This is a genomic window from Actinomadura gamaensis (assembly GCF_042652125.1).
GTDB lineage: Bacteria > Actinomycetota > Actinomycetes > Streptosporangiales > Streptosporangiaceae > Spirillospora > Spirillospora gamaensis.
Genome location: NZ_JBHSIT010000001.1, coordinates 812295 through 837922, shown reverse-complemented (window position 1 = coordinate 837922; position 25628 = coordinate 812295). Strand labels below are relative to the sequence as shown.

Annotated in this window: 23 protein-coding genes; 9 read left to right on the top strand and 14 right to left on the bottom strand. The window is 72.9% G+C overall.

Going from position 1 to position 25628, the window contains the following annotated elements; genetic code table 11:
• Positions 1-20 precede the first annotated feature (20 nt).
• The 5 genes from ACFPCY_RS03920 to ACFPCY_RS03900 all read right to left on the bottom strand — a co-directional run bounded on the left by ACFPCY_RS03920 (position 21) and on the right by ACFPCY_RS03900 (position 6376).
• Positions 21-1817, bottom strand: coding sequence for a bifunctional protein-serine/threonine kinase/phosphatase (locus tag ACFPCY_RS03920; protein WP_378252152.1), 1797 nt, complete (start codon positions 1815-1817; stop codon positions 21-23).
• 223 nt (positions 1818-2040) lie between these two features.
• Positions 2041-3729 (bottom strand): ribonuclease J, encoded by a 1689-nt coding sequence (locus ACFPCY_RS03915; RefSeq protein ID WP_378252151.1) that lies wholly within the window; start codon positions 3727-3729, stop codon positions 2041-2043.
• A complete protein-coding gene (gene dapA, locus ACFPCY_RS03910; protein ID WP_378252150.1) occupies positions 3726-4649 on the bottom strand; it encodes a 4-hydroxy-tetrahydrodipicolinate synthase in 924 nt (307 codons plus the stop codon). Before dapA ends, ACFPCY_RS03915 begins: the two co-directional genes overlap by 4 nt.
• Before the next feature lie 377 nt (positions 4650-5026).
• Positions 5027-5221, bottom strand: a complete 195-nt coding sequence (locus ACFPCY_RS03905) for a hypothetical protein (protein WP_378252149.1) — start codon at positions 5219-5221, stop codon at positions 5027-5029.
• Between the two features lie 144 nt (positions 5222-5365).
• Positions 5366-6376, bottom strand: coding sequence for a glycoside hydrolase family 18 protein (locus ACFPCY_RS03900; protein ID WP_378252148.1), 1011 nt, complete (start codon positions 6374-6376; stop codon positions 5366-5368).
• A gap of 112 nt (positions 6377-6488) precedes the next feature.
• On the opposite strand from ACFPCY_RS03900, the gene ACFPCY_RS03895 reads away from it, so the two are divergent.
• Positions 6489-6650, top strand: coding sequence for a hypothetical protein (locus tag ACFPCY_RS03895; protein ID WP_378252147.1), 162 nt, complete (start codon positions 6489-6491; stop codon positions 6648-6650).
• A gap of 76 nt (positions 6651-6726) precedes the next feature.
• Here ACFPCY_RS03895 and ACFPCY_RS03890 read toward each other — a convergent pair whose 3' ends face one another.
• Entirely contained in the window at positions 6727-7806 is a 1080-nt protein-coding gene (locus ACFPCY_RS03890) for a DMT family transporter (protein ID WP_378252146.1), read from the bottom strand.
• On the opposite strand from ACFPCY_RS03890, the gene ACFPCY_RS03885 reads away from it, so the two are divergent.
• Positions 7805-9199, top strand: a complete 1395-nt coding sequence (locus ACFPCY_RS03885; RefSeq protein ID WP_378252145.1) for an aminotransferase-like domain-containing protein — start codon at positions 7805-7807, stop codon at positions 9197-9199. The two genes, ACFPCY_RS03890 and ACFPCY_RS03885, sit on opposite strands and share 2 nt — an antisense overlap.
• Before the next feature lie 58 nt (positions 9200-9257).
• Here ACFPCY_RS03885 and ACFPCY_RS03880 read toward each other — a convergent pair whose 3' ends face one another.
• A complete protein-coding gene (locus ACFPCY_RS03880; protein ID WP_378252144.1) occupies positions 9258-9617 on the bottom strand; it encodes a VOC family protein in 360 nt (119 codons plus the stop codon).
• A gap of 127 nt (positions 9618-9744) precedes the next feature.
• Here ACFPCY_RS03880 and ACFPCY_RS03875 point away from each other — a divergent pair, with 127 nt between their 5' ends.
• Genes ACFPCY_RS03875 through ACFPCY_RS03860 form a run of 4 tightly spaced genes read left to right on the top strand, consistent with a single transcriptional unit; the run spans position 9745 to position 13711 of the window.
• The gene (locus ACFPCY_RS03875; RefSeq protein WP_378252143.1) at positions 9745-10416 is read left to right on the top strand and encodes a CGNR zinc finger domain-containing protein; all 672 of its coding nucleotides are present in this window, start codon (positions 9745-9747) and stop codon (positions 10414-10416) included.
• Between the two features lie 21 nt (positions 10417-10437).
• A complete protein-coding gene (locus ACFPCY_RS03870) occupies positions 10438-10983 on the top strand; it encodes a GNAT family N-acetyltransferase (RefSeq protein WP_378252142.1) in 546 nt (181 codons plus the stop codon).
• A gap of 58 nt (positions 10984-11041) precedes the next feature.
• Positions 11042-12784 carry an MFS transporter gene (locus tag ACFPCY_RS03865; RefSeq protein WP_378252141.1) on the top strand — a complete coding sequence of 581 codons (1743 nt, stop codon included), beginning with the start codon at positions 11042-11044 and terminating at the stop codon, positions 12782-12784.
• A 60-nt stretch (positions 12785-12844) separates the two neighbouring features.
• Positions 12845-13711 (top strand): 1,4-dihydroxy-2-naphthoate polyprenyltransferase, encoded by an 867-nt coding sequence (locus tag ACFPCY_RS03860; protein WP_378252140.1) that lies wholly within the window; start codon positions 12845-12847, stop codon positions 13709-13711.
• 330 nt (positions 13712-14041) lie between these two features.
• On the opposite strand, the gene ACFPCY_RS03855 is transcribed toward ACFPCY_RS03860, so the two are convergent.
• On the bottom strand, positions 14042-14728 hold the full coding sequence (locus tag ACFPCY_RS03855) for a uracil-DNA glycosylase (protein ID WP_378252579.1): 687 nt from the start codon (positions 14726-14728) through the stop codon (positions 14042-14044).
• A gap of 211 nt (positions 14729-14939) precedes the next feature.
• Between ACFPCY_RS03855 and modA the strand changes: the two genes are divergently transcribed.
• From modA to ACFPCY_RS03840, 3 genes are all read left to right on the top strand, one after another.
• The gene (gene modA, locus ACFPCY_RS03850) at positions 14940-15713 is read left to right on the top strand and encodes a molybdate ABC transporter substrate-binding protein (protein ID WP_378252139.1); all 774 of its coding nucleotides are present in this window, start codon (positions 14940-14942) and stop codon (positions 15711-15713) included.
• A 183-nt stretch (positions 15714-15896) separates the two neighbouring features.
• Complete coding sequence (gene ftsH / locus ACFPCY_RS03845; RefSeq protein ID WP_378252138.1) at positions 15897-18041, top strand: ATP-dependent zinc metalloprotease FtsH; 2145 nt, start codon at positions 15897-15899, stop codon at positions 18039-18041.
• Positions 18042-18115: 74 nt separating this feature from the next.
• Complete coding sequence (locus ACFPCY_RS03840) at positions 18116-18793, top strand: Uma2 family endonuclease (RefSeq protein WP_378252137.1); 678 nt, start codon at positions 18116-18118, stop codon at positions 18791-18793.
• Here the strand turns inward: ACFPCY_RS03840 and ACFPCY_RS03835 are convergent.
• From ACFPCY_RS03835 to ACFPCY_RS03810, 6 genes are all read right to left on the bottom strand, one after another.
• The gene (locus ACFPCY_RS03835) at positions 18790-19647 is read right to left on the bottom strand and encodes an SCO6745 family protein (RefSeq protein WP_378252136.1); all 858 of its coding nucleotides are present in this window, start codon (positions 19645-19647) and stop codon (positions 18790-18792) included. The two genes, ACFPCY_RS03840 and ACFPCY_RS03835, sit on opposite strands and share 4 nt — an antisense overlap.
• A gap of 16 nt (positions 19648-19663) precedes the next feature.
• Positions 19664-20242: a transglutaminase domain-containing protein gene (locus ACFPCY_RS03830; protein ID WP_378252135.1), complete on the bottom strand. Its 579-nt coding sequence runs from the start codon at positions 20240-20242 to the stop codon at positions 19664-19666.
• Entirely contained in the window at positions 20239-20985 is a 747-nt protein-coding gene (dapB, locus tag ACFPCY_RS03825; protein ID WP_378252134.1) for a 4-hydroxy-tetrahydrodipicolinate reductase, read from the bottom strand. Before dapB ends, ACFPCY_RS03830 begins: the two co-directional genes overlap by 4 nt.
• A 61-nt stretch (positions 20986-21046) precedes the next feature.
• A complete protein-coding gene (locus ACFPCY_RS03820) occupies positions 21047-21427 on the bottom strand; it encodes a phage holin family protein (RefSeq protein WP_378252133.1) in 381 nt (126 codons plus the stop codon).
• 78 nt (positions 21428-21505) lie between these two features.
• On the bottom strand, positions 21506-22855 hold the full coding sequence (locus ACFPCY_RS03815) for a M16 family metallopeptidase (protein WP_378252132.1): 1350 nt from the start codon (positions 22853-22855) through the stop codon (positions 21506-21508).
• Between the two features lie 91 nt (positions 22856-22946).
• Entirely contained in the window at positions 22947-25280 is a 2334-nt protein-coding gene (locus ACFPCY_RS03810; protein WP_378252578.1) for a polyribonucleotide nucleotidyltransferase, read from the bottom strand.
• Positions 25281-25628 lie beyond the last annotated feature (348 nt).

Below are 25628 nucleotides of genomic sequence, written 5' to 3'. Positions count from 1 at the left end.
CCGGGGGCGGTGGGCGGCCGTCAGCGGGTGGCGGCGAGCGCGTCCCGGAACTCGGCGGCCGTCCGGTAGCGGCGTCCGAGGTCGGCGTCCAGGGCCCGCCGGAGCACCGCCATCAACGGCGCGGGCACGCCCGGCGCGTCCTCGATCGGGACGCCGCGGCTGCGCAGCAGATGCGCGACCAGCGCGGCGGCGGGCAGGGCGCGTTCCGGGGCGTGCGGCGGACGCCCCGCCAGCAGCGCGTACACGGTCGCGCCGAGCGAGTACACGTCCGCCTGCGCAGACGGCGGCGCGTCGTCGAACATCTCGGGCGCCGCGTACACCGGCGTCATCGCCAGCGTGATCGACACGTGCTCGCCGGGGACGGGCAGCGCGGCGATCCCGAAGTCGGCGAGCGCCACCCGGTGGAACCTGGTCAGCAGCAGGTTGGCGGGCTTGATGTCCCGGTGCAGGACGCCGTGGGAGTGCGCGGCGTCCAGCGCGTCCGCCACCTGGATCCCGATCTCCCGCGCGCTCACCGCCGGCATCGGGCCGCGCGTGCGCAGCCCGTCCGCGAGGGACCCACCCGGGCACAGCTCCATGACCAGGTAGGGGCGGCCTTCGGGCAGCGTCCCGGCGTCGTACAGCGTCACGACGTTCGGATGCTCCGACAGCCGCACGCACGCGTCCAGCTCCCGCTGGAACCGCCGCCGGTCGCGCTCGTCGACGATCCGCTGGTGCACCAGCTTGATCGCCACCTCGCGGCCCAGGGCCGTCCGCCGCGCCCGGTAGACCGCCGCGTTCCCGCCCTCGCCGAGCTTCTCGAAGACCTCGTACCCGTCCAGCGAGAACCCGGCCGGCTCCGCCCCCGCGCTCGCGGTCCCGGCCCCCGCCTCCCACGGCATCGGCGGCCGAGGCGCCGCCCACGGCACCGAAGGCCCCCGTTCCGGCCCGGACGGCAGGTGCAGCGTGGACTCCCCGAAATCCGACGGCGCGGGCCCCGGCGGCGGGAGCGGCGCCCCGAGCACCGCCACGGAGCCTCCGTCGCCGGAGTTCGCCCGGGCGACCGCGCCCGCGACGTGGGCGACGTCGTCCTGCTCCTCGCCGGTCACGACATCGGCGAGGACGCAGGTGATGTTGTCCGGACCTCCGCGCCGGTTGGCCTGCTCGACGAGCCGCCGGACCGCGCGGTCGAGATCGGCCACGCCCGCGAGGACCTCGAAGATCTGCTCGGGGCCGAGGACGGTGTGCAGCCCGTCGCTGCAGAGGAGGTAACGATCACCGAGCCGCGCCTCGCGCAGGCTCAGATCGGGGTCGGCCGCGCCCCGCCCGACCAGCGCGCGCAGCAGGACCGAGCGATCCGGATGTGTGATCACCTCGTGCTCGCCGATCCGGCCGTCGTCGGCCAGCAGCCGCGCCAGCGTGTGGTCGTGGGTGATCTGGAACAGCTCCCCGTCGCGCAGCATGTAGCCGCGCGTGTTGCCGACATGGGCCAGGGCGAGGTGGTCGCCCGACCAGAGCATCGCGGTCAGCGACGCGCCGGACCCCGGCACGTACGGTTGGGCCAGGCCCGTCTCACCGAGATGCCGGTCTGCGGACGCGACGGCCCGTTCGAGGGCGCTCAGCAGCCTGGTCCGGCGGACCGTCCCCGCGTCCAGCTCCCGCAGCGCGCCGATCACCGCGGAGCTGACGGCGCCCGCTCGCGCGACGTCGGCGCCGCCGTCCACGACCGCGAGCAGGTGCGGGCCCGCGTAGCCCGAGTCGCCGTTGACCCCGCGGAGCATGCCCGCGTCCGATCGCGCGGCGTACCGGTACGCCACCGTCGCAGCCCCGCGTGCCACTCAGCCCTCCGCCGCCGCCGTCTCCGCTCAAACTAGCGCGACGCGCCCGGATCGGACGAGGGGTCCGCGGAGCCGGCGCCCGAAGGCCCGCGGAAAGGGGGCGGGCGCGCGACGGCCCGCGGAGAGGGGGCGGGCGCGCGACGGCCCGCGGAGAGGGGGCGGGCGCGCGACGGCCCCGGAACGCGGAACGTTCCGGGGCCGGGGCGAGCGGTGGCCGGCGGGGTCAGACCTCGACGACGACCGGGATGATCATGGGGCGGCGGCGGTAGCTGTCGCTGACCCACTTGCCGACGGTGCGGCGGATGATCTGGTTGATCTGGTGCTGGTCGTTGACGCCGTTGGCGGCGGCGTCGCGCAGCGCGTCCTCGAGGCGGTCGATGATCTCGTCGAAGTCCTCGTTGACGATGCCCGCGCCGCGGGCGTGGATCTCCGGCCCGGCGACGAGCTTGCCGGAGGTGGAGTCGATCCCGACGACGATGGAGACGAAGCCCTCCTCGCCGAGGATCCGGCGGTCCTTCAGCGAGGTCTCGGTGACCTCGCCGACCGACAGCCCGTCCACGTAGACGTAGCCCGCCGGGACCGCGCCGACGATCTTGGCCTGGCCGTTCACGAGGTCGACGACCACGCCGTCCTCGGCGATGACGATGTTCTCCTCCGGGACGCCGGTCTGCGCGGCGAGCTTCGCGTGCGCGCGCAGGTGCCGCCACTCGCCGTGGATCGGCATGAAGTTGCCCGGCTTGGTCATGTTGAGGACGTACAGCAGCTCGCCCGCCGAGGCGTGCCCCGACACGTGCACCAGGGCGTTGCCCTTGTGCACGACGCGGGCGCCCCACCGGGTCAGGCCGTTGATCACCCGGTTGACCGAGGTCTCGTTGCCCGGGATCAGGGACGAGGCGAGCATGACCGTGTCGCGCTCGGTGATCCGGATCTGCTGGTGGTCCCGGTTGGCCATGCGGGACAGCGCCGACATCGGCTCGCCCTGGGAGCCGGTGCAGATCAGCACCAGCCGGTCCGGCGGGACCGAGTCGAGGTCCTTGACGTCGACCATGATGTCGTCGGGGACGTCCAGGTAGCCGAGCTCGCGCGCGACGCCCATGTTCCGGACCATCGACCGGCCGACGAAGCAGACCTTGCGGCCGTTGGCGACGGCCGCGTCGAGGACCTGCTGGACGCGGTGCACGTGCGAGGCGAAGCAGGCGACGATGAGCCGCTCCTCCGCGGTGCGGAACACCTCGTCCACGACCGGGCCGATGGCCCGCTCGCTGGTGACGAACCCGGGCACCTCGGCGTTGGTCGAGTCGGACATCAGCAGGTCGATGCCCTCGGCGCCGAGCCGGGCGAACCCGGGCAGGTCGGTCAGCCGGCCGTCCAGCGGGAGCTGGTCCATCTTGAAGTCGCCGGTCGCCAGGACGAGCCCGGCGGGCGTGCGGATGGCGAGGGCCAGCGCGTCCGGGATCGAGTGGTTGACGGCGAGGAACTCGACGTCGAACGGCCCGAACGACTGCCGGTCCCCCTCCTTCACCTCCCGGAGCGTCGGCCGGATCCGGTGCTCCTGGAGCTTGGCGGCCAGCAGCGCGAGGGTCAGCCTGGAGCCGACCAGCGGGATGTCCGGCCGCTCGCGCAGCAGGTACGGGACGGCCCCGATGTGGTCCTCGTGGCCGTGCGTGAGGATGACCGCCTCGATCTGGTCCAGGCGGTCTCGGATGTACTCGAAGTCGGGCAGGATCAGGTCGATCCCGGGCTGCTCGGTCTCCGGGAAGAGCACGCCGCAGTCGACGATCAGCAGCCTTCCGGCGTGCTCGAAGACCGTCATGTTGCGGCCGATCTCCCCGAGGCCGCCCAGTGCGACGATGCGCAGCCCGTTCGCCGGCATGGGCGGCGGGTCCGACAGTTCAGGGTGAGGATGGCTCACCTAGTGACCTCCGGCACTTGCACTCCCCCAATCGTGAGGTCCTCTGCGAGGCGCGCCGCGAATTCGGATGTGGCCTCGACCAGCGGGGGTCGCAGCGCCCCACCCCCGGGCAGGCCCAAAAGCCTCAGGGCGGCCTTGACGGCGATCGCGCCCTGCGTGCGGGTCATGATCGCGGTGACCACGGGCAGCAGGCGCCGGTGGATCTCCAGCGCGCGTCCGTGGTCTCCCGCGCGGTACGCGTCGATCATCTCATGCAGGTCCGCGCCGACGACATGGCCGACCACGCTGACGAAGCCCGCCGCGCCCATGGCCAGCCAGGCCAGGTTCAGCGCGTCGTCCCCGGAGTAGAACACCAGGTCGGTGTTCGCCATCACGACCGAGCCGCCGAACAGGTCGCCCTTGGCGTCCTTGACGGCGACGATCCGGGGATGGTCGGCCAGCTTGATCAGCGTGTCGGTCGCGATCGGCACCCCGGTCCGGCCCGGGATGTCGTACAGCATCACGGGCAGCCCGGACGCGTCGGCGACGGACGTGAAGTGCGCCAGCAGGCCCTCCTGCGGCGGCTTGTTGTAGTACGGGGTGACCACGAGCAGCGCGTGCGCCCCGGCGGCCTCGGCCTGCCGGGCCAGGTGGCGGCTGTGCTCGGTGTCGTTGGTCCCGGCACCGGCGACGACGACGGCGCGGTCGCCCACGGCCTCGACCACGGTGCGCACCAGCCGCTCTTTCTCGGCGTCGCTGGTGGTGGGGGACTCTCCGGTGGTCCCGTTGACGACCAGGCCGTCATGGCGCTGCCGGTCGACCAGGTGGGTCGCCAGGCGGGCGGCGCCGTCGTAGTCGACGCCGCCGTCGGAGCGGAACGGGGTGACCATCGCGGTCAGCATCCGTCCGAACGGCGCGTCACTCGTTGTGCTGGGTGCCATGCACCGAACGGTACCGTTCCGGCCGCCCCCCTTGGACCCGCAGGTCCGCCGACGGGCCGGACGCGCCCGTCCGGGTCCGGTCGGCGGGACGCCCGGACCGGGCCCCGGCGGCGCGCCGGACTGCCCCGTAACGGGGCATTTGCGGGCCACGATGTGTGAGGGAAGCCGCCCGCCACGCGTACCCCCGAGCGTGTGGCGGGCGGCTTCCCCGGCCCCACCCGCGGCGTGGGGCGGACGGCTTCCTCATCATGCCCCCGAGCGTGTGGCGGACGGCTTCACTCACCGCGCTCACCGCCGTTTCCGCTGGTCGGAGCGGCCCTCTGAGACGGGGAGGCCCGCCGACGGGGACCGCCGGCGGGCCGATCAGGCGATGGCCGTCAGGTGCACGGCCGGACGGCGGTGAGTTCCCGAACCCGATGGCGAAGCTCCTCGACGCTCGCCGTCCGGACGAGGTCGTTGCCGCGGACGGCCCACCAGTGGCCGGAACCGCCGCGTCCGAAATGCCAGCCGTCGAACTCTGTCGTCAGCTGGCTGAGCCGGTCGCCGTCGTGCGCGGAGTGCTGGTTGCTCATCGGCGTCCCCACTTCCCTTACCATCCGCCAGAAGGGCGATACGCACGATGACTACCCCCGGAACGCCCCGCTATACGACGCTTTCTACCTGCACGAACCGGTGTTTCGGAACGTGACAAGCGGGGTGGCCGAAAGGCCTAGGTTCTATGTCCCCGGCGGGAGCCAGTTGGCGCGGTAACGGGCCCAGTCCGCGGGCCTCGTCGTCCAGTCGGCGTACACGCCGACCCCGAACGGGCGGCGCGGCGGGCGGGGCAGCGCGTCCACCCCGCGCCGGACGCCCCGCAGCGCGACCTCCAGGTTCTCCGCCCAGCCCGTGACCGGCCGGTACGTCGGGACGCCGAGGAACACCGTCGTGCGGTCCCCGATGAGCCGCAGCACCTCCTCGGTGTGGTGCGCGAAGTGCCATCCGGCGAGGGCCTGCGTGGGCATCTCGGTGTCGTACGTCATGATCGCGACCTGGTCGGCGCGGTCGGCGACGTCCCGCAGGTACCGCTCGGTGGGACGCGGCGGATAGTGCCCCGCGCCGACGCGCGGGGCCAGCGCCTTGAAGACGGGCTGGAGCCCGTCGGCCAGCGTGGGCTGTTCGAGCGCCGCCGAGACGAGGCCTCCGCGCGCGTGGGCCAGGTCGCGGGTGCGCTCCAGGAGGCGCAGGAACGCGGTGTCGTCGGGGTAGATCGGCTCGAAGTCGTAGTGGATCCCGTCGAATCCGAGATCGAGCAGTGCCGCGTCCGTGCGCAGGATCCGCTCCTGCACGCGCGCGTCGCCGATCTCGATGACGCCGTGCCCGTCCACCTTGCGGATCTGCCCGAGGTAGGCGTGCGCGCGGACGCCCGGCGCGTAGGTGCGCAGCGCCTTGAGCAGGGCCGGGGCGTTGCGGTACTTGACCGCCGGAACCGTCCCGTCGCTCTCGACCGGCCCGGCGTGGAAGTAGACATCGGTGATCCGGTTCTGCGCGAGGAGCCGTCCGAACGCCCGGTACTCCGCGCCGGTGTGCGCCTCCCCGACCCACTGATGCCGGGCCCAGAGGGCGTTCGTCCCGGTCCCGGACGCCCTGGGCTCGCCCTGCCACCATGTCCACGCCCCGGCCCCGAGGAGCAGGACGAGGCCGACCGCGTAGGCCGCGCACCAGCCCGTCCACCGTACGATCCGCCGCATTCCGGCATCATTCCGGAACCTCGCACGACACGCCGAACGGATCGCGCGGAGATCAACTCGGCCGGGTGCACACTGCGGGTAGGCGACCGACTCCGAGAAGGAGGCGAAGGCCATGTCAACCCGTTCGACGTCGTCGACACGCTCGACGTCCACGCGCTCGACGCGCCGGGACCGAGCCCGCGAGCCGCGGCCGGTGCTCACCACCCGCGCCCTGCTGATCCTCACCCTGGCCGCCACCGTGATGACCCTGCTGGCGCAGATAGTCCGCGACTGACCCACCCACGTCCGCATTCCGCACCCGGGCGCGGCCTCACCCGCCTGGAATCTGGGGGACGTGGGTGGTCGCGTTCTCAGGCGCCGGGGGTGTCCTGCGGGACGAGGCGGTCTCCGGCGGCGCGCGGTTCGTCGGAGACACGAAGGGCCCGGGAGGCCGAGCCGGCGGCGGAGGCCGGGGCGGGGCGGTGGGTGATGCGGGCGCGTTGGGTCAGGGCGACGCAGACGAGGACGAGCACGGCCGTGAGGCCGGTCGCGGCGTCCACGGACTCGCCGAGGAGCAGGGCCGACCAGAGCAGGTTCAGGACGGGCTGGGTGAGCTGCACCTGGCTGGCGCGGGCGATCCCGGCGCGGCCGAGACCCGCGTACCAGGCGAAGAAGCCGAGGTAGGCGGAGAAGAGCGAGACGTAGCCGAAGCCGAGGGCCGCGTCGCCCGTCCAGTGCGGATGGGTCGTGAACAGGAGCCAGACCGTGACCGGGATCGACACGGGCGCGGCGAGGATGAGGCCCCAGGAGATCACGCGCCAGCCCGGCATCTCGCGGGCGAGGCGTCCGCCCTCGCAGTAGCCGATGGCGGCGGCGACGAGCGCGCCGAAGAGCAGCAGGTCGGCGGCGGTGACGTGGCCGCCCGCGCCGACGAGCGCGAAGGTGGTGACGCAGACGAGCCCGGCGGTGCTCGCCGCCCAGAAGGCCGGGGACGGCCGCTCCCCCGCGCGCACGACGGCGGCGACGGCGGTCGCGGCGGGCAGCAGGCCGATCACGACGGCCGCGTGCGCGGAGGACGAGCCGTGGTCGAGCGCCAGCGTGCTCAGCACCGGGAACCCGAACACGACGCCTCCGGCGACCGCCAGCAGCGCGGGCACCTGGCGCCCGGTCGGCAACCACCGCTCCGAAGCGGATGACGAACCTCGGGAAGAGTGCGTGAGTGCCCGCTCACTCCTTCGAGAGCGGCGGGGGCGGACGGCGAGGAGGGCGATGGCCGCGAGGACGGCGGCCACGCCGGAGCGGCCGACGCCGATCAGGTAGGGGTCCAGGCCGCGCAGCGCGAAGGCGGTGCTGGGAAGGGTGAACGAGAACGTCAGGACGCCGAGCGCGGCGAGCCCGAACCCGCCGACCGCTATCGGCCTGGCGTCAGTAGCGCTATCCTTGTGCTTCATGCAACAGGATAGCAGTGCGCTCTCGCTAGCCGATCGGCTGCGGGCGGAGGTGGCTGCACTGCGCCCTGGCCAGCGCCTGCCGTCGAGCCGGACGCTGGTGGACCGCTACCGCGTCAGTCCGGTGACCGTGACGCGGGCGCTTTCGGTGCTGGCGGCGGAAGGGCTGGTCGTCACGCGTCCGGGAAGCGGCGCGTACGCGGCCGAGCGGCCGGCGCCCGCACCCGAGCCCGCCGATCACGGCTGGCAGGCGGTGGCGCTCGGCGACCGCGCCGTGGATCCGTCGGGACTGTCCTGGTTGCTGACGGCGCCGCCGGAGGGAGCGGTAGCACTCAGCGGTGGGTACCTGCATCCGACCCTGCAACCGCTACGCGCGCTCTCCACCGCCGCCGCACGCGCGGCGCGCCGTCCGGACGCGTGGGAGATCCCCCCGCTCGGCGGCGTGCCCGAGCTGCGCGCCTGGTACGCCCGGTCCATCGGAGGCGCCGTCTCGCCGTCCGACGTGCTGATCAGCAGCGGCGGGCAGCAGTCGCTCACGACCGTCCTGCGGGCGATCGCGCCGCCCGGATCGCCGATCCTGGTGGAGTCGCCGACCTACCTGGGCGCGCTCTCCGTCGCGCGGGCCAGCGGCCTGCACCCGGTGCCCGTCCCGGCGGACGAGCACGGCCTGCGTCCCGACCTGCTGGCCGAGGCCTTTGCGCTGACCGGGGCGCGCGTCCTGTACTTCCAGCCCACCTACCAGAACCCGACCGGCGCGACGCTCGCCGCCGAGCGCCGCGCCGGGATCCTGGCGGCGGCGCGCTCGGCGGGCGCATTCGTGATCGAGGACGACTACGCCCGGCACCTGGGTTTCGGTCCGCCCGCCCCGCCCCCGCTCGTGTCCGAGGACCCGGACGGACGCGTCGTGCACATCGCGTCCCTCACCAAGGCCACCGCGCCGAGCCTGCGCGTCGCCGGCGTGGTCGCGCGCGGCCCGGTGGCCGAGCGCATCCGCTCGACGCAACTGGTCGCGGAGTTCTTTCCGGCCCGTCCGCTCCAGGAGACGCTGCTGGAGCTGGTGACGTCCCCCGGCTGGCCCCGGCATCTCCGCGCCGTCCACGCGGCGCTGCGTTCCCGGCGCGACGCCCTCTCCGCCGCGCTCGCCCGCGACCTGCCCGAACTCCACCACTCCCGCCCGGACGGCGGCATGCACCTCTGGCTCCGCCTCCCGGACGGCACCGACGACGAGGCGCTGACCCGCGAGGCCCTCCGGGCGGGCGTCCTGGTCAGCGCGGGCCGCCCGTTCTTCCCCGCCGAACCGCCCGCACCGTTCCTCCGCCTCAGCTACGCCGTCGCCTCGTCCGAAGCGGAACTGGCCGAGGGCGTCCGTCGCCTCAGCGCGCTCCTCAAGTCCTGATCGCGCCGTCCCGGCGGGCTCGGCGCGGCCGTCCGGCGGGCTCGTCGGGCCGTCCGCGCTAGGCGGGGGTCGGGTGGTTGCAGACGAAGCAGAACTCGTTGCCCTCCGGGTCCTGCCAGACCTCGAACGTCCCGCAGTCGGAGCGGTTCCGAAGCGTCGCGCCGAGGGCGCGGGCGCGCTCCCCGGCGGTCTGGAAGTCGGGAACGGCCAGGTCGAGGTGGATGCGGTTCTTGGTCGTCTTTGTTTCCGGGACCTCCTGGAGGCACAGGACGGGCCCGTGGTCGGACATCGGCTCCAGCTCGTACCAGCCGTCGTCCTCGCGTTCGGTGATCTTCATGCCGAGCAGGGCGCACCAGAAGCGGGCCTGCGCCTCGAGGTCGTTGCAGTCGATCGCGACGGCGCGCACGTACGGGAACATCTCCGCTCACCCCTTCGATTGACACCAGCTAAGAGCGTATGCAGGTGTCGCGCGATCTCGCAACCGGTGATCCTCGGACGGCGGTGTCGGCGCTGGTACGCTGCCCAATGAAGGCAGGAGAGCTCCGATGAACGACGCTTCCCGCGACGCGGCCTCGCTGCTGCGGGATTTCGTGAACACGCTGGACGTCGAGACCCGCATCGACCAGATCGAGACGCCGGGCCGCCTCGACGCCTGGCTGCGCGAACACGCCCTCGTCCCCGCCCTCACGGCCCCTGCGCCCGGCACCGGCAGAGCGAGCGGCGCCGCCGGCGCGACGGACGCGGACCTGGCACTCGCCCGTGACCTGCGCGAAGGGCTCCGGACGGCGATGCTCGGGCATCACGGCCCGTCCGCTCCGCTGATGCCCCGGTCGCTGGAAGACGCGTTCGCCGCGCTGCCGCTTCGGGTGACGCTCAGCGATGGCCATCCCCGCCTCATCCCCGCCGATCACCGTTCGAACCAGGATGTCCGGGCGGGGCTCGCTCACGTCGCGGCGGCCGTCATGGAGGCCGTGGCCGACGGAACCTGGGCGCGGCTGAAGGTCTGCCAGGAGAGCACGTGCCGCTGGGCGTTCCTCGACACGTCCAAGAACCGGTCGCGAGCCTGGTGTTCGATGCGGGTGTGCGGCAACCGGACGAAGACCCGCGCCTATCGCGCGCGCATGAGGACGACCGAAGAGACGGCCGAAGGGACGACCCGGGAGACGGCCGGGGAGACGACCCAGGAGGCGGCCGGAGAGCGGTCCGCCGAGCACTAGGCTGCTGGGCGGAGGTGGCGGATGGCTGACGTCGGAGTCCGTCCTGCTCGGCGTGCGGACGCCGGGGCTGTGGCCGAGATCCAGGTGCGGGCGTGGCGGCAGGGGTACGCGCGGCTGCTGCCCGCGCCCGCGCTCGAACGCGTGACCAGCGCCGAGGCTCAGGACGCCTGGCGGGAGCGCTGGACGCAGGCGATCGTCGAGCCGCCGAGCCCCCGGCACCGGCTGCTGGTGGCCGTCTCGTCCGAGCTGGTCGTCGGTTTCGCTGCCCACGGGCCCGCCGAGGACGCCGACCTGGACGCCGCGACCGCCGCCGAGCTCCTCACCCTGCTGGTCGATCCGCTGCACGCGCGCGCGGGGCACGGCAGCCGGCTGCTCGCCGCGACCGTCGATCTCCTCCGCGAGGACGGCTTCGGCACGCTCGTGTCCTGGGCGTTCGAGGGCGACGACGTCCTCCGCCGGTTCCTCGGGTCGGCGGGCTGGGCCCCGGACGGCACCGCCAGGGACCTGGACATGGGCGAACCGGTCCGCCAGATCCGCCTCCACACCGACATCACGCCCCAGGGGTGAACCTCCCTATCCCGGGGGCGGTGAAGGTCACCGCGGCGGCGGGCATATTTTTGGAGCCGTGTCCCGACTCGCCGCCATGACGCCGCCGATCGCCCCGGGCGCGGACGCCCGCACCGCGCGCCGGGCGCTGCTCGGCGCGGTCGTCATCAGCCTCGGCGTCTCGCTGATCGTGGTGGACGCCACGATCGTGGGCGTCCTGCTGCCGCGCATGGTGGACGACCTGCGGCTGAGCACCGCGAGCGCGGAGTGGGTGACCTCGGTCTACTCGCTGGTGTTCGCGGCGTTGCTGATCCCGTTCGGGCGCGCGGGCGACCTTTTCGGACGCCGCCGGATGATCGTCCTCGGGGTGGCCGTCTTCACGGTCGCGAGCGTCCTGGCCGCGCTGTCGGTGGACTCGACGACCCTGATCGGGTCGCGGGCGCTCCAGGGGGTCGGCGCGTCGATGGTGATGCCCGCCACACTCTCGACGCTGAACGCGATGTTCACCGGCAAGGAGCGCGCGCACGCCTTCGGGATCTGGGGCGCGACGATCGCCGGGATGTCCGCGCTCGGCCCGCTGCTCGGCGGCGCGCTCGCCTCCGGCGGGACGTGGCGCTGGGCGTTCGGCGTGAACCTGCTCTTCGGGGCCGCGCTGATCTTCGGCGTGCTCCGCGTCGTCCCCGAAACGCGAGGCTCTGACGCCGCCCTCCCCGCGAACGGCACCACGAGCGCGCCGCACGCCACGAGCGTGCGGCGGGTCGCGGGGGCGATCGACTGGCCCGGGACGGTGCTGTCGGCACTCGCGTTCGGCCTGCTGGTGTGCGGGATCATCGAGGGCCCCACGTTCGGCTGGTGGACGGCGACCGCGCACGTCGCGGTCGGCGGGCTGTCCCCGATCCCGTTGATGATCGTCGGCGGTCTGGCGCTGCTGGCCGCCCTCGTCACGGTCGAGCGGGCGCGCGCCGCCGCCGGACGGCCCGTCATGCTCGATCTCTCGCTGTTCACGATCCCGAACTTCCGGAACGGCAACCTCTCCTCGGCGCTGATCAACGTCGGCGAGCTGGGGCTGCTGTTCGTCCTGCCGCTGTTCCTGCTCGGCGTGCACGGGACGGCTCCGCTGGAGATCAGCCTGGCGATCCTGCCGCTCGCCGCCGGGGCCTTCGTGTCCGGGGCCGTCGCGCACGTCCTCGCCAACAGGTACGGCGCGCACCGGGTCGTCCAGGCCGGGATGGCGCTGGAGGTCGCCGCGGTGCTCGCGCTCGCCGCCACGCTCTCCCCCACGACCGGCGGGCTCGGCCTCGCGCCGTGGATGCTGCTCTACGGGTTCGGCCTCGGCCTGACCTCCGCGCAGCTCACCAACGTCTCGCTCGCCGACGTCCCGCCGGACCGCGCGGGGCAGGCGTCCGGCACCCAGTCCACGGCCCGGCAGATCGGCGCGGCGCTCGGCGTCGCGGTGATCGGGACGGTGTTCGCCACCACGCTCGGCCACGCAATGTCCGGACGGCTCGCGCACGACGGCCTGCCCGCCGAGCGCCGGGCCGCGATCACCCATGACCTGCGTCACAGCGCCGGGACGTACGCCCGCGACCTGCACCGGACGCCGGGCATGTCCGAGGCCGCGCGGTCCGCCGACGAGAGCCTCGCCGCCGCGTCCCGCGCGGGCGCGCTCGCCACCGCGATCATCCTCGCCGGGGGCCTGCTGCTCTCCCTCCGGCTCCGTCCGTCCGGCGGCTCCCGCACCACCGCCGCCGATCGCGGTGACGCGGGCGCAGGTCAGGCGGGACCACCCGGACGAGTGGTCACCGCGGCGCCCGAGCAGTGATCGTCATCGGCGAGAATCAGAGATCGTCCCCTGTCGTCCTCGAGAACTAGCGGTATCACTGTGGCCACGCTCTCCCAATGGGTCGCCGGTTCGCGGCCCCGCACCCTCCCCACCTCGCTCGTGCCCGTCGTCGTCGGAACCGGCGTGGCGATCGGCGCGGGCCACGCCGTGTGGTGGCGCGCCCTGCTGGCCGCCGTCGTCGCGCTCGTGCTCCAGATCGGCGTGAACTACTCCAACGACTACAGCGACGGCGTGCGCGGCACCGACGAGGTCCGGGTCGGGCCGCTGCGGCTGGTGGGTTCCAAGGTCGCGCCGCCGAAGCAGGTGCTCGCCGCGGCGCTCGGCAGCTTCGCGGTCGCGGCCGTCGCGGGTCTGGCGCTCGCCGCCGTGACGACCTGGTGGCTGCTGCTGGTCGGCGCGTTCGCGATCCTCGCCGCGTGGTTCTACACCGGCGGCAAGAACCCCTACGGCTACCGGGCGCTCGGCGAGATCTCGGTGTTCGTGTTCTTCGGGCTGGTCGCGGTCGTCGGCACGGTCTACGTGCAGACCGAGACGCTGCCGTGGGAGGCGTGGGCGGCGGCCGTCCCGATCGGGCTGCTCGCGTGCGCGCTGCTGGTCGTGAACAACCTGCGGGACCTGCCGAACGACAAGGAGTCCGGCAAGCGGACCCTCGCGGTCGTGCTCGGCGGCCCCTGGACGCGCATCCTCTACGCGGCCTGCTGCGCGGTGCCGTTCATGTTCGTCCTCGCCCTGGCCGCCCCGCACCCGTGGGTGCTGATCGCCCTGGCCGCCGCGCCGTTCTCGGTCAAGCCGACCCAGAAGGTGAGCCAGGGCGCGACGGGCCGGGACCTGATCCCCGTCCTCGGCGAGACCGCCCGCCTGCAGATCGTCTACGGCGTCCTGCTCGCGGTGGGCCTCGCCCTCTGACGCGACGCGCTGAGCTCTGTCCGGACGGGACGCCCCGTCCGGACGGAGGCGCGGCGCTCCCGTCCTTCGCGATTCCGCAGGGACCGGTTCCCGGGCACGGGAACCGGTCAGGCCGCGACCACCCACTCGGCCCGCCCGGAAAGCGCGAGATCGGCCTTCGCGAGCCCGCCGCACGGAAACTCCGGACGCGGAAGTCCCGCACGCGAGAACCTCGGACCCGGAAACCCCGGCCCCGGAAACCCCGGGCACGGGAAACGCCGGGCACGGGAAGCCCCGGGCACGGTGGGCTCGGGCGCGGGAGTCCGGCGGGCGGGCGCCCTGGACGGCGGGTCAGGAGGCGGAGAGATCCCAGTCGATCTGCGGTTCTCCGGCGTCCGCCAGGGACTTGTTGACGGCGCTGAACGGCTTGGTGCCGAAGAACTTCTTGGCGCTCAGCGGGCTCGGGTGCGCCGACTCGATGACCGTGTGCTGGACGCCGGTGATCAGGCGGGCCTTCTTGCGCGCGTACGCGCCCCACAGGACGAACACGACCCGGTCGGACTTGTCGTTCAGCGCGCGGATGGCCGCGTCGGTGAACTCCTCCCAGCCCTTGTTCGCGTGCGAGCCCGCGTCCCCGGCGCGGACGGTCAGGACCGCGTTGAGCAGCAGGACGCCCTGGTCGGCCCACGGCGTCAGGTCGCCCTGCGTCGCCACCGGGACGTCGAGGTCGGTCGCCAGCTCCTTGTAGATGTTGCGCAGCGACGGTGGCAGCCGCACGCCGGGCCGGACGCTGAAGGACAGGCCGTGCGCCTGGCCGGGGCCGTGGTAGGGGTCCTGGCCGAGGATCAGGACGCGCGCCTTGTCGTACGGGCAGTGCCGGAAGGCGTTGAACAGGTCGTCGCGCGGCGGGTAGACGGTGTGCTCCTCGTACTCCGCGGCGACGAACGCGCTCAGCGCGGCCGTCTGGATCGGGTCGAGCAGCGGTTCGAGGCGTGCCCGCCAGTCGTCGGGCAGCTGCTCCATCAGGTCGAACGTCATCGGGGGCCTCTCCAGCCGGAATGTCACCGGGAACGCGGACGCGCCGCCGCGCGCCCGGCGCCGGAGGACGGCCGGACGCGTGCGGCGGGACGGCGCGAACGCGGCCTGCACGCCCGCGTTCCGCCTCCATTCCAGAACCCTAGTCCGGGGCACTGACACGCCCGGCGCGAATCACCGGAGCGAAGGCGAACCAACCCTAGGATGGCGCGATATGCCCGACAGACTCCGATGGCACCGGCTCGTCGCCGGTCCGTCCCTGATCGCCGTGCTCGGCGCGGTCGTGTGGGGTTGCGGCGGGTCGTCGGGGCCGGTGACGCTGACCGTGCTGGCCGCGTCCTCGCTGACCGAGGTGATGGACGAGCTGGGCGCGACCTACCAGCGGGAACGGCCGGAGGTCCGGATCAGGACGGTGTTCGGCGGCTCGCAGGAGATGGCCGAGAGGGCCGGGGACCACCAGCCGTCCGACGTGCTGGTGACGGCGGACGAGCCGTCGATGAAGGAGGCCGCCGACCACCTGGCGGACCGTCCGCGGATCGTGGCGCACAACTCGCTGACCATCGCCGTCCGGCCGGGGAACCCGCAGCGCCTGCGCACGCCGTACGATCTGGGCCGTCCGGGGCTGCGGGTGGTGACGGGCGGGCCGATCGTCCCGGTCGGACGGTACGCGCAGCAGTTGTTCGCGCGCGCCGGGGTGACCGTCCGGACGTCGTCGCAGGAGGTCAGCTCGCGCGCGGTGCTGGACCGGGTCCGCGTCGGGGAGGCGGACGCGGGCGTGGTCTACGTCACCGACCTCCGTTCCGCCGGGGTCGCGGCGGACAGCGTGGCGATCCCGACGGCGCTGAACGTCGTGGCGTCCTATCCGGCGGCCGCGGTGCGCGGCGGCCACACGGAGCAGGCTGAGGCGTTCGTCTCATGGCTGACATCTCCGGCCGCTCGTTCGTTGTTCGGTAAGTACGGGTTCGCCGCTCCGGCGGCGGGCGGATGACGCCGGGCGGCCACTGCGGCGCAAGGCCGGCGTCGCCCGTCCGCGACCGGGGCGGCGGGCCGGCGAGGACCGCCCGCCGGACGGGCGGGCGCGGCCGGCGGGCCGGGTTTCGGCACCGCCGACCAGGGAAGATCTTGCTCGCTCCCGCTCCGGGGGCGCGCTGAGGGACGCAGGGGAGCGAAGGTGCCGTCGAAGCCAGCGGAGACCCCGCCGGGCCAGCCGAACCGGGCCCGTCCGGAAGGACGGCCCGATCCGAGGCAGCCCGACCGGAGGCAGTCGGTCCCGCCCCGCGACAAGCCCGACCAGCCGTGGCGCGCCGAGGGCGTGAAGAACCCGCCCGAGAAGCGGAACGGCGACGACGACGGGCGCGGCGGCGGCTTCAAGCCGAACCGCAACACCTTCGTCTTCTGGCTGCTGCTCCTGCTCGTGTTCGCGCTGAGCTACACGTCCATGCACGTCGCGGGCCAGAAGGAACGCGCCGACATCCCCTACACCGCGTTCACCCGGCAGGTGCAGCAGGGGAACGTCAAGGACGTCTACACCAAGGGCTTCGCGATCCAGGGCAAGCTGAAGCAGGCCGTCCAGGTGCCCGGGCAGGACGACGCGAAGAAGACCTACACCGACTTCCGGACGCTGCGTCCCGAGTTCGCCAACGACAACATCTACAACGAGATGGTCGCCAAGGGCGTCGTCGTCGAGGCCAAGCCCGTCAACCAGGACCGCGGCCTGCTCGCGAACCTGCTGCTGTCGCTGCTGCCGACGCTGCTGTTCGTCGGCCTGTGGATCGGCGCGATGGTCTGGCTCCAGCGCCGCATGACCGGCGGCGGGCGCGGCGGCGGGATGCTCGGCGGGTTCGGCCGCTCCCCCAAGCCCGTCACCGCCGACGAGAAGCGCGCCACGTTCGCCGACGTCGCCGGGATCGACGAGGTCGAGGGCGAGCTGGAGGACGTCGTCGACTTCCTCAAGGACCCCGACAAGTACCGTCGGATGGGCGCCCGCGCCCCGCGCGGCGTGCTGCTGACCGGCCCGCCCGGCACCGGCAAGACGCTGCTCGCCCGCGCGGTCGCGGGCGAGGCCGACGTGCCGTTCTACTCGGCGGCGGCGTCGGAGTTCATCGAGATGGTCGTCGGCGTCGGCGCGGCCCGCGTCCGCGAGCTGTTCACCGAGGCGCGCAAGACCGCGCCGTCCATCATCTTCATCGACGAGATCGACACGATCGGCCGCACCCGCAGCTCCAGCGCCAGCCTGGGCGGGCACGACGAGCGCGAGCAGACGCTCAACCAGATCCTCACCGAGATGGACGGCTTCTCCGGCTCCGAGGGCGTGGTGGTGATCGCCGCAACGAACCGTCCGGACATCCTCGACCCCGCGCTGCTGCGTCCCGGCCGCTTCGACCGGCAGATCACCGTCTCCCCGCCCGACCTGGACGGCCGGGTCGCGATCCTCAAGGTGCACGTCCGGGACGTCCCGCTCGCCCCCGAGGTGGACCTGACCGAGCTCGCCAAGATGACGCCCGGCATGACCGGCGCGGAGCTGGCGAACCTGGTGAACGAGGCCGCGCTGATGGCCGTCAAGCGCAAGCACACCGCGACCGACAACTCCGACTTCGCGACGGCGCTGGAGAAGATCCAGCTCGGCACCCGCCGCTCCCTGGTGATGCCCGAGGAGGAGCGCCGCCGCACGTCCTTCCACGAGTCCGGGCACGCGCTGCTCGGCATGCTCTACCCGGGCGCCGACCCGGTCCGCAAGATCACGATCGTCCCGCACGGCCGCGCGCTCGGCGTCACCGTGTCCACCCCGGACAGCGACCGCTACGCCTACGACGAGAGGTACCTGCGCGGCCGGATCATCGGCGCGCTCGGCGGCATGGCCGCCGAGGAGCTGGTCTTCGGCGTGATCACCACCGGCGCGGAGAGCGACCTCCAGCAGGTCACCCAGATCGCCCGCGGCATGGTCGGCCGCTGGGGCATGTCCGGCCGCATCGGCCCGCTCTCCGTCCTCCCCCCGGACGGCGGCGACCCCGTGAACCAGTACGCCTCCCAGGGCACCCTGGACGCCGTCGACGAGGAGGCCCGCCGCATCGTCGACGAGTGCTACCAGGAGGCGCTGCGCACCCTGAGCGACAACCGCGACAAGCTGGACGCCCTCGCGACCACGCTCCTGGAGTCCGAGACCCTGGACGAAGCGGGCGCCTACGCCGCCGCCGGCCTTCCCCGCCCCTCCGACACCCAGCCCGCCCTGGTCACCGCGGACGGCCACCCCACCACCGAAGCCCTCCCCGCTCCCACGGACGGCCGGAGCAACGGCACCGGTCCCGCGCCCGCCTAGCGCGCCCCGCGCACGTGATCGAACGAAATGGGTACGCTGAGTCACATCCACCCCTACGATGACGGGAGCCCAGCGTGAGGGAGGAATCACCCCAAGTGAGCGTCATGGCTGTCGTACACCGTCATCAGCCGCTGCCCGCGGACCCCTACGAACTCTGGCTTCGGGACGAACTCGGCGACCTCCTCGGCATTCCCCACGATGGCACCCGTGTCGAGATCGTCGGTGGGGAGATCGTCGTGTCACCAGGGCCGGACTTCGCCCACAACTTGATCGTCAGTGACCTTCAAGACGCGTTCGCCGCCGCGAAAGCCGTCGGGCAGGCGGCCGGCTGGCGATGCGTCCAGACGCAGGACGTGAACCTCAGCGAGATCCATGAGGGCTACATCCCCGACTTGTGCGTCATGTCGGAAGCCGACGTCCAGAAAGCCCGCAGCCGGAGGTCGTCGAAAATCCTTCCGGATGAACTGACACTCGCCGTCGAGGTGACCTCCCGCTCGAACTTCGCGGAGGACCGCGAGCCCGGCGCCCGGCGCCAGCGGCCGAGCAAGTGGAACGGGTACGCGCGCACCGGAATCCCTTATTACCTCATCGTGGACCGCGACCCCCAGGTGATGACCAGCACGCTCTTCACCGAGCCGGGCTTCGGCGGCCGCTACGAGGAGTCCACGAGCTGGAAGTTCGGCGAGAGCATCCAGCTCCCGGCTCCGTTCGGTATCACCGTCCCGACCGACGAGTGGGAAGCCTGGGACTAGGACGCGGCGGGTCGCGGGACGCCCATGGGGTTGGGGAACGGTAGGTCGCCGGAGGCTGCCACGGCGAGGGCCAGGGGTTCCAGGGCCTTGGCCAGGTGGTCCGGGTCGGTGAGGGCTCGGAGGGGACGGGCGGCCAGGGCGTCCGTGCGGGACTCGATGTGGGCCTTGAGGCTGTGGGCCTCGGCCGTCGCGGTTCCTCGGGGGTCCAGGAGGCCGCGGGCTTTGAGGCGGTCTTGGGCGGCCGTCCATTCGGCGTCGGGCCAGGCGCGGGCCTCCTTCAGCCAGTCGGACGGCGAGTTCTCGCTCGTCGCACCGGCCAGGATGTTCGCTTCGCAGCCGTCCAGGCCCTCGGCGGTCAGGATCCCCACGTGGCCGTCGCCGCGTTCCTCGCGCAGCGAGGTGGTCCCCTGCCACAGGGCCGCGACCGGGTCGTCGGGCCAGGGCAGCGCGCGGTTGGCGGCGAACAGCGGGCGGCCGCTCGGGTCGGCCTCGCGGACGACGCGCTCGATCAGAGGGTTGGCGAGCGCGGCCGTTTCGTCCGCTTGAGGGTAGATCCGGCGTAGGGCCGCTGCCGCGGCCCCGGCGCGCGCGGTGATGATCTGTTCGGGGGAGGCGAACGTCCAGGCGTCCGGGATGGCCCGTTCGACGCGGGACGGGTGGAAGCCGTGGAACGTGGCCGTCACCACGCCCGCCGGCACGGCTCCCATGGGCGCGGCGCGGCTCCCGAAGTAGCCCATCCAGTAGCCGCGCAGGCCGATCCGTTTGTTCGCCTCGGAGCATTCCGGGGCGAAGTAGGTGATGGCGTGCACGGGCTCGAAGAGCGTCCACAGGCGCCGCGGCAACGATTCGTCCATGCGGACATTCTGCCCGTCAGAACTCCGACGGGAGGAGGGCGTCCCGCATCATCGCCAGCGCGTCGGTGTTCTCGCGAAGGGCGTTGAGGACGACGTCCGGAGGCGAGGCGTAGACCGTGGGATAGTCGATCTCCCCCGCGGACGCGTCCGCCTCGTAGGCCAGCCTGTCCTCGGACGCGGAGAACTCCAGGTTCACGCCGCGCGGGTCGAGGCGCACCCAGCGGTCGTCGGCGAGCGTCGCCGTCAGGCCGTGCAGGAAGTACCGGTCGCCGTCGCGTAGCCGCTGGTAGCAGAGGCCGGCCTGGATGCCGCCCGCGCGCAGCAGGGCGGCCAGGGCGATGGCCTGCGCGTGGCAGAACCCCGTCCCGTGCTCCAGGACGTCGGACGCGCGCCAGGTCACGCGGGGATTCGGGACGTCGGCGGGATGGCTCACATTGTCGCGGACGTACTCGAACGCCAGGCGCGCGTAGGTGAGGTCGTCGCCGGTCCGCAGCTCGGAGGCGATCGACTGGACGAGCGGGTGCTCGACGTCGACCGCCTCGTCCGCGCCGAGGTACTCCCAGGGTTCGGCCGCGAAGGCCAGGGACGGCGTCACAGGCCGAGCAGCGACTCGATGCCGACCGTCAGCGGGCCGGGCAGGTCCGCGACGCGCCGGACGCCGAGCACCACGCCCGGCATGAACGACTCGCGGTTCATCGAGTCGTGCCGGATCGTGAACGTCTCGCCATGCCCGCCGAGCAGCACCTCCTGGTGCGCGATCAGCCCGGACAGCCGCACCGCGTGCACCCGGACGCCCTCGACGTCCGCGCCGCGCGCGCCCGGGATCTCCTGGCTGGTGGCGTCGGGGGACGCGCCCGCCCCGGCCTCGGCGCGGGCCGCGGCGACCAGCTCGGCCGTGCGGCGCGCGGTGCCGGACGGCGCGTCCGCCTTGTTCGGGTGGTGCAGCTCGACGATCTCGACCGACTCGAAGAAGGGGGCGGCCTTGGCGGCGAAGTTCATCATGAGCACCGCGCCGATGCCGAAGTTCGGCGCGATCAGCACCTTCGCGCCCGGCGTCGCCGCCTGCCAGGACCGGACGGTCTCCAGCCGGGACGCGTCGAACCCGGTCGTGCCGACCACCGCGTGCACGCCGTTCTCGACCAGGAAGCGAAGGTTGTCCATGACGACGTCGGGGTGGGTGAAGTCGACGGCGACCTCGGCGCCCGCCTTGGTCAGCTCGTCGAGCGCGTCGCCCTGGTCGATCGCGGCGACGAGCTCCAGCCCGTCCGCGGCCTCGACGGCCCGGCACACCTCGGCGCCCATCCGCCCGCGCGCGCCCAGCACCCCAACCCTGATCACGATGTTCCTCCAGGTCTCCGTACGTCCGCCCGAGCCTATCGCGGGCCGCCGCGGGGACCGCTCAGTCCTCGTCGCCGCCGGAGACGAACAGGCTGAGCAGCCAGCTCACCACGCCGACGATGATCGCGCCCCAGAACGCCGCCCAGAAGCCGTCCACGTGGAAGGGCAGGTGCAGCTTCCCGGCCACCCAGCTCGTCAGCAGCAGCAGCAGGGCGTTGACGACCAGCGCGAACAGCCCGAGGGTCAGCACGTAGAAGGCGCAGCCGAGCACCTTGACGACGGGCTTGATGAACGCGTTCACCAGCCCGAAGATCACCGCGACGCCGAGCAGGGTCAGCGCCTGCCGGGCGCCGTTCGCGGCGGTGACGTGGATGCCGTGGACCAGCGCGGTCGCGACCCAGAGCGCGACCGTGCAGATCACGGTCCTGAGCAGGAATCTCATGCCCGTCCCCTACCCGATCGAGAACGGGCGGTAACGGGACGGACCCGCACCGTCACGGCGAGCGGGTCCGAGGCGGGCTCAGAGGTCGAAGTCGGCGTGCTCGAACGGGCCGATGACGGTGAGCGCCTGCGGCCGGGCCAGCACGTCGGCGGCGACCGCGCGGACGTCGTCCGGGGTCACGGCCTCGATGCGGGCGAGCACCTCGTCCACGGGCAGCAGCGACTCGTAGACCAGCTCGCTCTTGCCGATCCGGGACATCCGGGAGCCGGTGTCCTCCAGGCCGAGCACCATGCCGCCGCGGAGCTGGCCCTTGCCCCGCTCCAGTTCCTCGTCGGTGAGCCCGCCGGTCAGCACCCGGTCGATCTCCTCGCGGCAGATCGCCAGCACCTCCTCGGCCTTGCCGGGCTGGCAGCCCGCGTACACGCCGAAGACGCCGCTGTCGGCGTACTGCGAGGTGAAGCTGTACACCGAGTAGGCCAGGCCGCGCTTCTCGCGGATCTCCTGGAACAGCCGGGACGACATGCCGCCGCCGAGCGCCGCGTTCAGCACGCCGAGCGCGAACCGGCGGTCGTCGGTGCGGCGCACGCCCTCGCAGCCGAGGACGATGTGCGCCTGCTCGGTGTCCTTGTCCAGCACCCGGACGGACGGGTCGACCGGCACGTCCGGCCCGCCGACGCGCGGCGCGGCCGGGGCGGGCGCCCCCTCGGCGGACAGGTAGGGCTTCCAGGCCGCCTCGACCAGCCGGACGACCTCGTCGTGGTCGATGTTGCCCGCGACCGACACGACCAGGTTGGACGGCGTGTAGTGCTCGCGGTAGTAGCCGTGGATCCGGTCCCGGGCGAGCGCGTTGATCGACTCCTCGGTGCCGAGGATCGGTCGGCCGAGCGGGACGTCCCCGTACAGCGCGAGCGAGAACTCGTCGTGGATCAGGTCGCCCGGGTCGTCGTCGCGCATGTGGATCTCTTCGAGGATCACCCCGCGCTCGGCCTCGACGTCCTCGGGCCGGTTCGTCGACGCGGCGACCATGTCGGACACCACGTCCACCGCCAGCGGCAGGTCGCTGTCCAGCACCCGCGCGTAGTAGCAGGTGTACTCCTTGGCGGTGAAGGCGTTCAGGTCGCCGCCCACCGCGTCCACCGCCGCGGAGATCTCCAGCGCCGAGCGCCTCGCCGTGCCCTTGAACAGGACGTGTTCGAGGTAGTGGCTGGCGCCCGCGTCCGCGACGTCCTCGTCGCGGGAGCCGACCCCGGCCCAGATGCCGAACGCCGCCGAGCGGACCGTCGGCAGCGTCTCGGTGATCACGCGCAGCCCGCCGGGGAGCACGGTCCGGCGGACGGCCCCCTCCCCGTCGGTCACGGTGTCGGGGCGGCCGGTCGCCGCGGTGCGGCCGGGCTCGGGGGTGCGGCCCGGCTCGGGCAGGCTGGTCACGGGGCGGATCTCCCAGGGGTCGAACGGACCGACCGGCCCGTCCCGGTCAACGCTGACGGGACGGGCCGGCCGGACCGGAGGGTGACGGCGATCAGGAGTTGCGGCTGTCGTCGCCGGACGGACGGCGGGTGCGGCGGCGGCGCGGGGCGCGCTTGTCGCCGGAGTCGCCGTCGCCCTCGGCCGCGCGCGGCGCGCTGTCGGCGTCGGCGTCGGACGCCTGGGCCGGCTCGCCCGCGGACTCCCGGTCGGCGGCCTCGCGCTCCACGACCTCGACCGGGACCAGCGACAGCTTGCCGCGCTGGTCGATCTCGGTGACCTCGACCTGGATCTTCTCGCCGACCGAGATGACGTCCTCGACGTTCTCGATCCGCTGGCCGCCGTGCAGCTTGCGGATCTGCGAGACGTGCAGCAGGCCGTCCTTGCCGGGCAGCAGCGACACGAACGCGCCGAACGTGGTCGTCTTCACGACCGTGCCGAGGAACCGCTCACCCACCTCGGGCATGTGCGGGTTGGCGATCGCGTTGATCGCCTGCCGCGCCGCCTCGGCGGACGGGCCGTCGGTCGCGCCGACGTAGATGGTGCCGTCGTCCTCGATCGTGATGTCCGCGCCGGTGTCGTCCTGGATCGAGTTGATCATCTTGCCCTTCGGGCCGATGACCTCGCCGATCTTGTCGACCGGGACCTTGATCGTGATGATCCGCGGGGCGAACGGCGACATCTCCGACGGACCCTCGATGGCCTCGGCCATCACGTCCAGGATCGCCAGGCGGGCGCCCTTGGCCTGCTTCAGCGCGGCGCCCAGCACCGAGGCGGGGATGCCGTCGAGCTTGGTGTCGAGCTGGAGCGCGGTGATCAGGTCACGGGTGCCGGCGACCTTGAAGTCCATGTCGCCGAACGCGTCCTCGGCGCCGAGGATGTCGGTCAGCGTGACGTACTCGCCGCCCTCGTGGATCAGGCCCATCGCGATGCCCGCGACCATCTGCTTCAGCGGGACGCCCGCGTCCAGCAGCGACATCGTGGACGCGCAGACCGAGCCCATCGAGGTCGAGCCGTTGGAGCCGAGCGCCTCCGACACCTGCCGGATCGCGTAGGGGAACTCCTCGCGCGTCGGCAGCACCGGGAGCAGCGCGCGCTCGGCGAGCGCGCCGTGCCCGATCTCGCGCCGCTTCGGCGAGCCCACCCGGCCGGTCTCACCGGTCGAGTAGGGCGGGAAGTTGTAGTTGTGCATGTAGCGCTTGGTGCGCTCGGGGTTGAGCGTGTCGATCATCTGCTCCATGCGGAGCATGTTCAGCGTGGTGACGCCGAGGATCTGCGTCTCGCCGCGCTCGAACAGCGCCGAGCCGTGCACCCGCGGGATCACGTGCGCCTCGGCCGACAGCTGCCGGATGTCCTTCACGCCGCGGCCGTCGATGCGCAGCCCGTCGCGGATGATCCGCTCGCGGACCAGCTTCTTGGTGACGGCGCGGAAGGCGGCGGAGATCTCCTTCTCGCGGCCCTCGAAGTCCGGGCCGAGCTTCTCCGCGGCGCCGGCCTTGATCTCGTCCAGCCGGGACTCGCGGGTCTGCTTGTCGGCGATGGTCAGCGCCTCGGCCAGCTCGGTGCTGACGGCGGCGGTGACGGCGTCGAGCACGTCGTCCTGGTAGTCCAGGAAGATCGGGTACTCGGCGGTCGGCTTGGCCGCGGTCTCGGCGAGCGCGCTCTGCGCCTCGCACAGGACCTTGATGAACGGCTTGGCGGCCTCCAGGCCCTCGGCCACCGTGTCCTCGGTCGGGGCGGTCGCGCCCTCGCCGACGAGCTTCAGGGTGCCCGCGGTGGACTCGGCCTCGACCATCATGATCGCGACGTCGCCGTCGTCCAGCAGCCGGCCCGCGACGACCATGTCGAACGTCGCGCGCTCCAGCTCGGAGTGGCGCGGGAAGCCGATCCAGCGGCCGTCGATCAGGGCGACGCGGACGCCGCCGATCGGGCCGGAGAAGGGCAGCCCGGCGAGCTGCGTCGACATCGACGCGGCGTTGATCGCGACGACGTCGTACAGGTCGTCGGGGTTCAGCGCGAGGATGGTGCCGACGATCTGGATCTCGTTGCGCAGGCCCTTCTTGAAGGACGGGCGCAGCGGACGGTCGATCAGGCGGCAGGTGAGGATGGCGTCCTCGGAGGGACGGCCCTCGCGGCGGAAGAACGAGCCGGGGATGCGCCCGGCGGCGTACATCCGCTCCTCGATGTCCACGGTGAGGGGGAAGAAGTCCAGGTTCTCCTTGGGCTTCTTCGACGCCGTGGTGGCCGACAGGACCATGGTCTCGTCGTCCAGGTAGGCGACGGCGCTACCGGCCGCCTGGCGGGCCAGCCGGCCCGTCTCGAACCGGATCGTGCGCTTGCCGAACTCGCCGTTGTCGATCACGGCCTCGGCGACGGTCGCGCCCTCGATGCGCGGAGCTTCGGTCACGGGAAACCTCCTGTTTCCGGTTGACGTCGCCTCGCGGTCGTTTCCCGTTGTGCTGGCAGGCGGTGCCGGTCTTCGATCGAAGCGCCCGGATGGGGGTCGCGCGTTCGCGACCGCGATCCGGAGGCCACTACCGAGGACCGGCCGCAGCAGCGGTGTCCGCGAGGCTTACTTCGGTGACCGGCCTCACGGCCGGCCGGGACGGCCGGTCGGACGACCGGCCGGGTGCCCCCGGGAACTGTCATGCCCAAGTGTCATTCCCAGGAACCGGGGGTCGTATGGGGGTTCCTTATGCGAGGAGGGAGTGGCCCCGTCCGGACCACTCCCCCTCTG

What these genes read in the sequence shown, in the direction of transcription:
- dapA (WP_378252150.1), bottom strand. Translation starts at nt 4,649, where the DNA reads ATGGCACCCAGCACAACGAGTGACGCGCCGTTCGGACGGATGCTGACC.
- ACFPCY_RS03905 (WP_378252149.1), bottom strand. Translation starts at nt 5,221, where the DNA reads ATGAGCAACCAGCACTCCGCGCACGACGGCGACCGGCTCAGCCAGCTG.
- ACFPCY_RS03900 (WP_378252148.1), bottom strand. Translation starts at nt 6,376, where the DNA reads ATGCGGCGGATCGTACGGTGGACGGGCTGGTGCGCGGCCTACGCGGTC.
- ACFPCY_RS03895 (WP_378252147.1), top strand. Translation starts at nt 6,489, where the DNA reads ATGTCAACCCGTTCGACGTCGTCGACACGCTCGACGTCCACGCGCTCG.
- ACFPCY_RS03885 (WP_378252145.1), top strand. Translation starts at nt 7,805, where the DNA reads ATGCAACAGGATAGCAGTGCGCTCTCGCTAGCCGATCGGCTGCGGGCG.
- ACFPCY_RS03890 (WP_378252146.1), bottom strand. Translation starts at nt 7,806, where the DNA reads ATGAAGCACAAGGATAGCGCTACTGACGCCAGGCCGATAGCGGTCGGC.
- ACFPCY_RS03880 (WP_378252144.1), bottom strand. Translation starts at nt 9,617, where the DNA reads ATGTTCCCGTACGTGCGCGCCGTCGCGATCGACTGCAACGACCTCGAG.
- ACFPCY_RS03875 (WP_378252143.1), top strand. Translation starts at nt 9,745, where the DNA reads ATGAACGACGCTTCCCGCGACGCGGCCTCGCTGCTGCGGGATTTCGTG.
- ACFPCY_RS03870 (WP_378252142.1), top strand. Translation starts at nt 10,438, where the DNA reads ATGGCTGACGTCGGAGTCCGTCCTGCTCGGCGTGCGGACGCCGGGGCT.
- ACFPCY_RS03855 (WP_378252579.1), bottom strand. Translation starts at nt 14,728, where the DNA reads ATGACGTTCGACCTGATGGAGCAGCTGCCCGACGACTGGCGGGCACGC.
- modA (WP_378252139.1), top strand. Translation starts at nt 14,940, where the DNA reads ATGCCCGACAGACTCCGATGGCACCGGCTCGTCGCCGGTCCGTCCCTG.
- ACFPCY_RS03835 (WP_378252136.1), bottom strand. Translation starts at nt 19,647, where the DNA reads ATGGACGAATCGTTGCCGCGGCGCCTGTGGACGCTCTTCGAGCCCGTG.
- ACFPCY_RS03820 (WP_378252133.1), bottom strand. Translation starts at nt 21,427, where the DNA reads ATGAGATTCCTGCTCAGGACCGTGATCTGCACGGTCGCGCTCTGGGTC.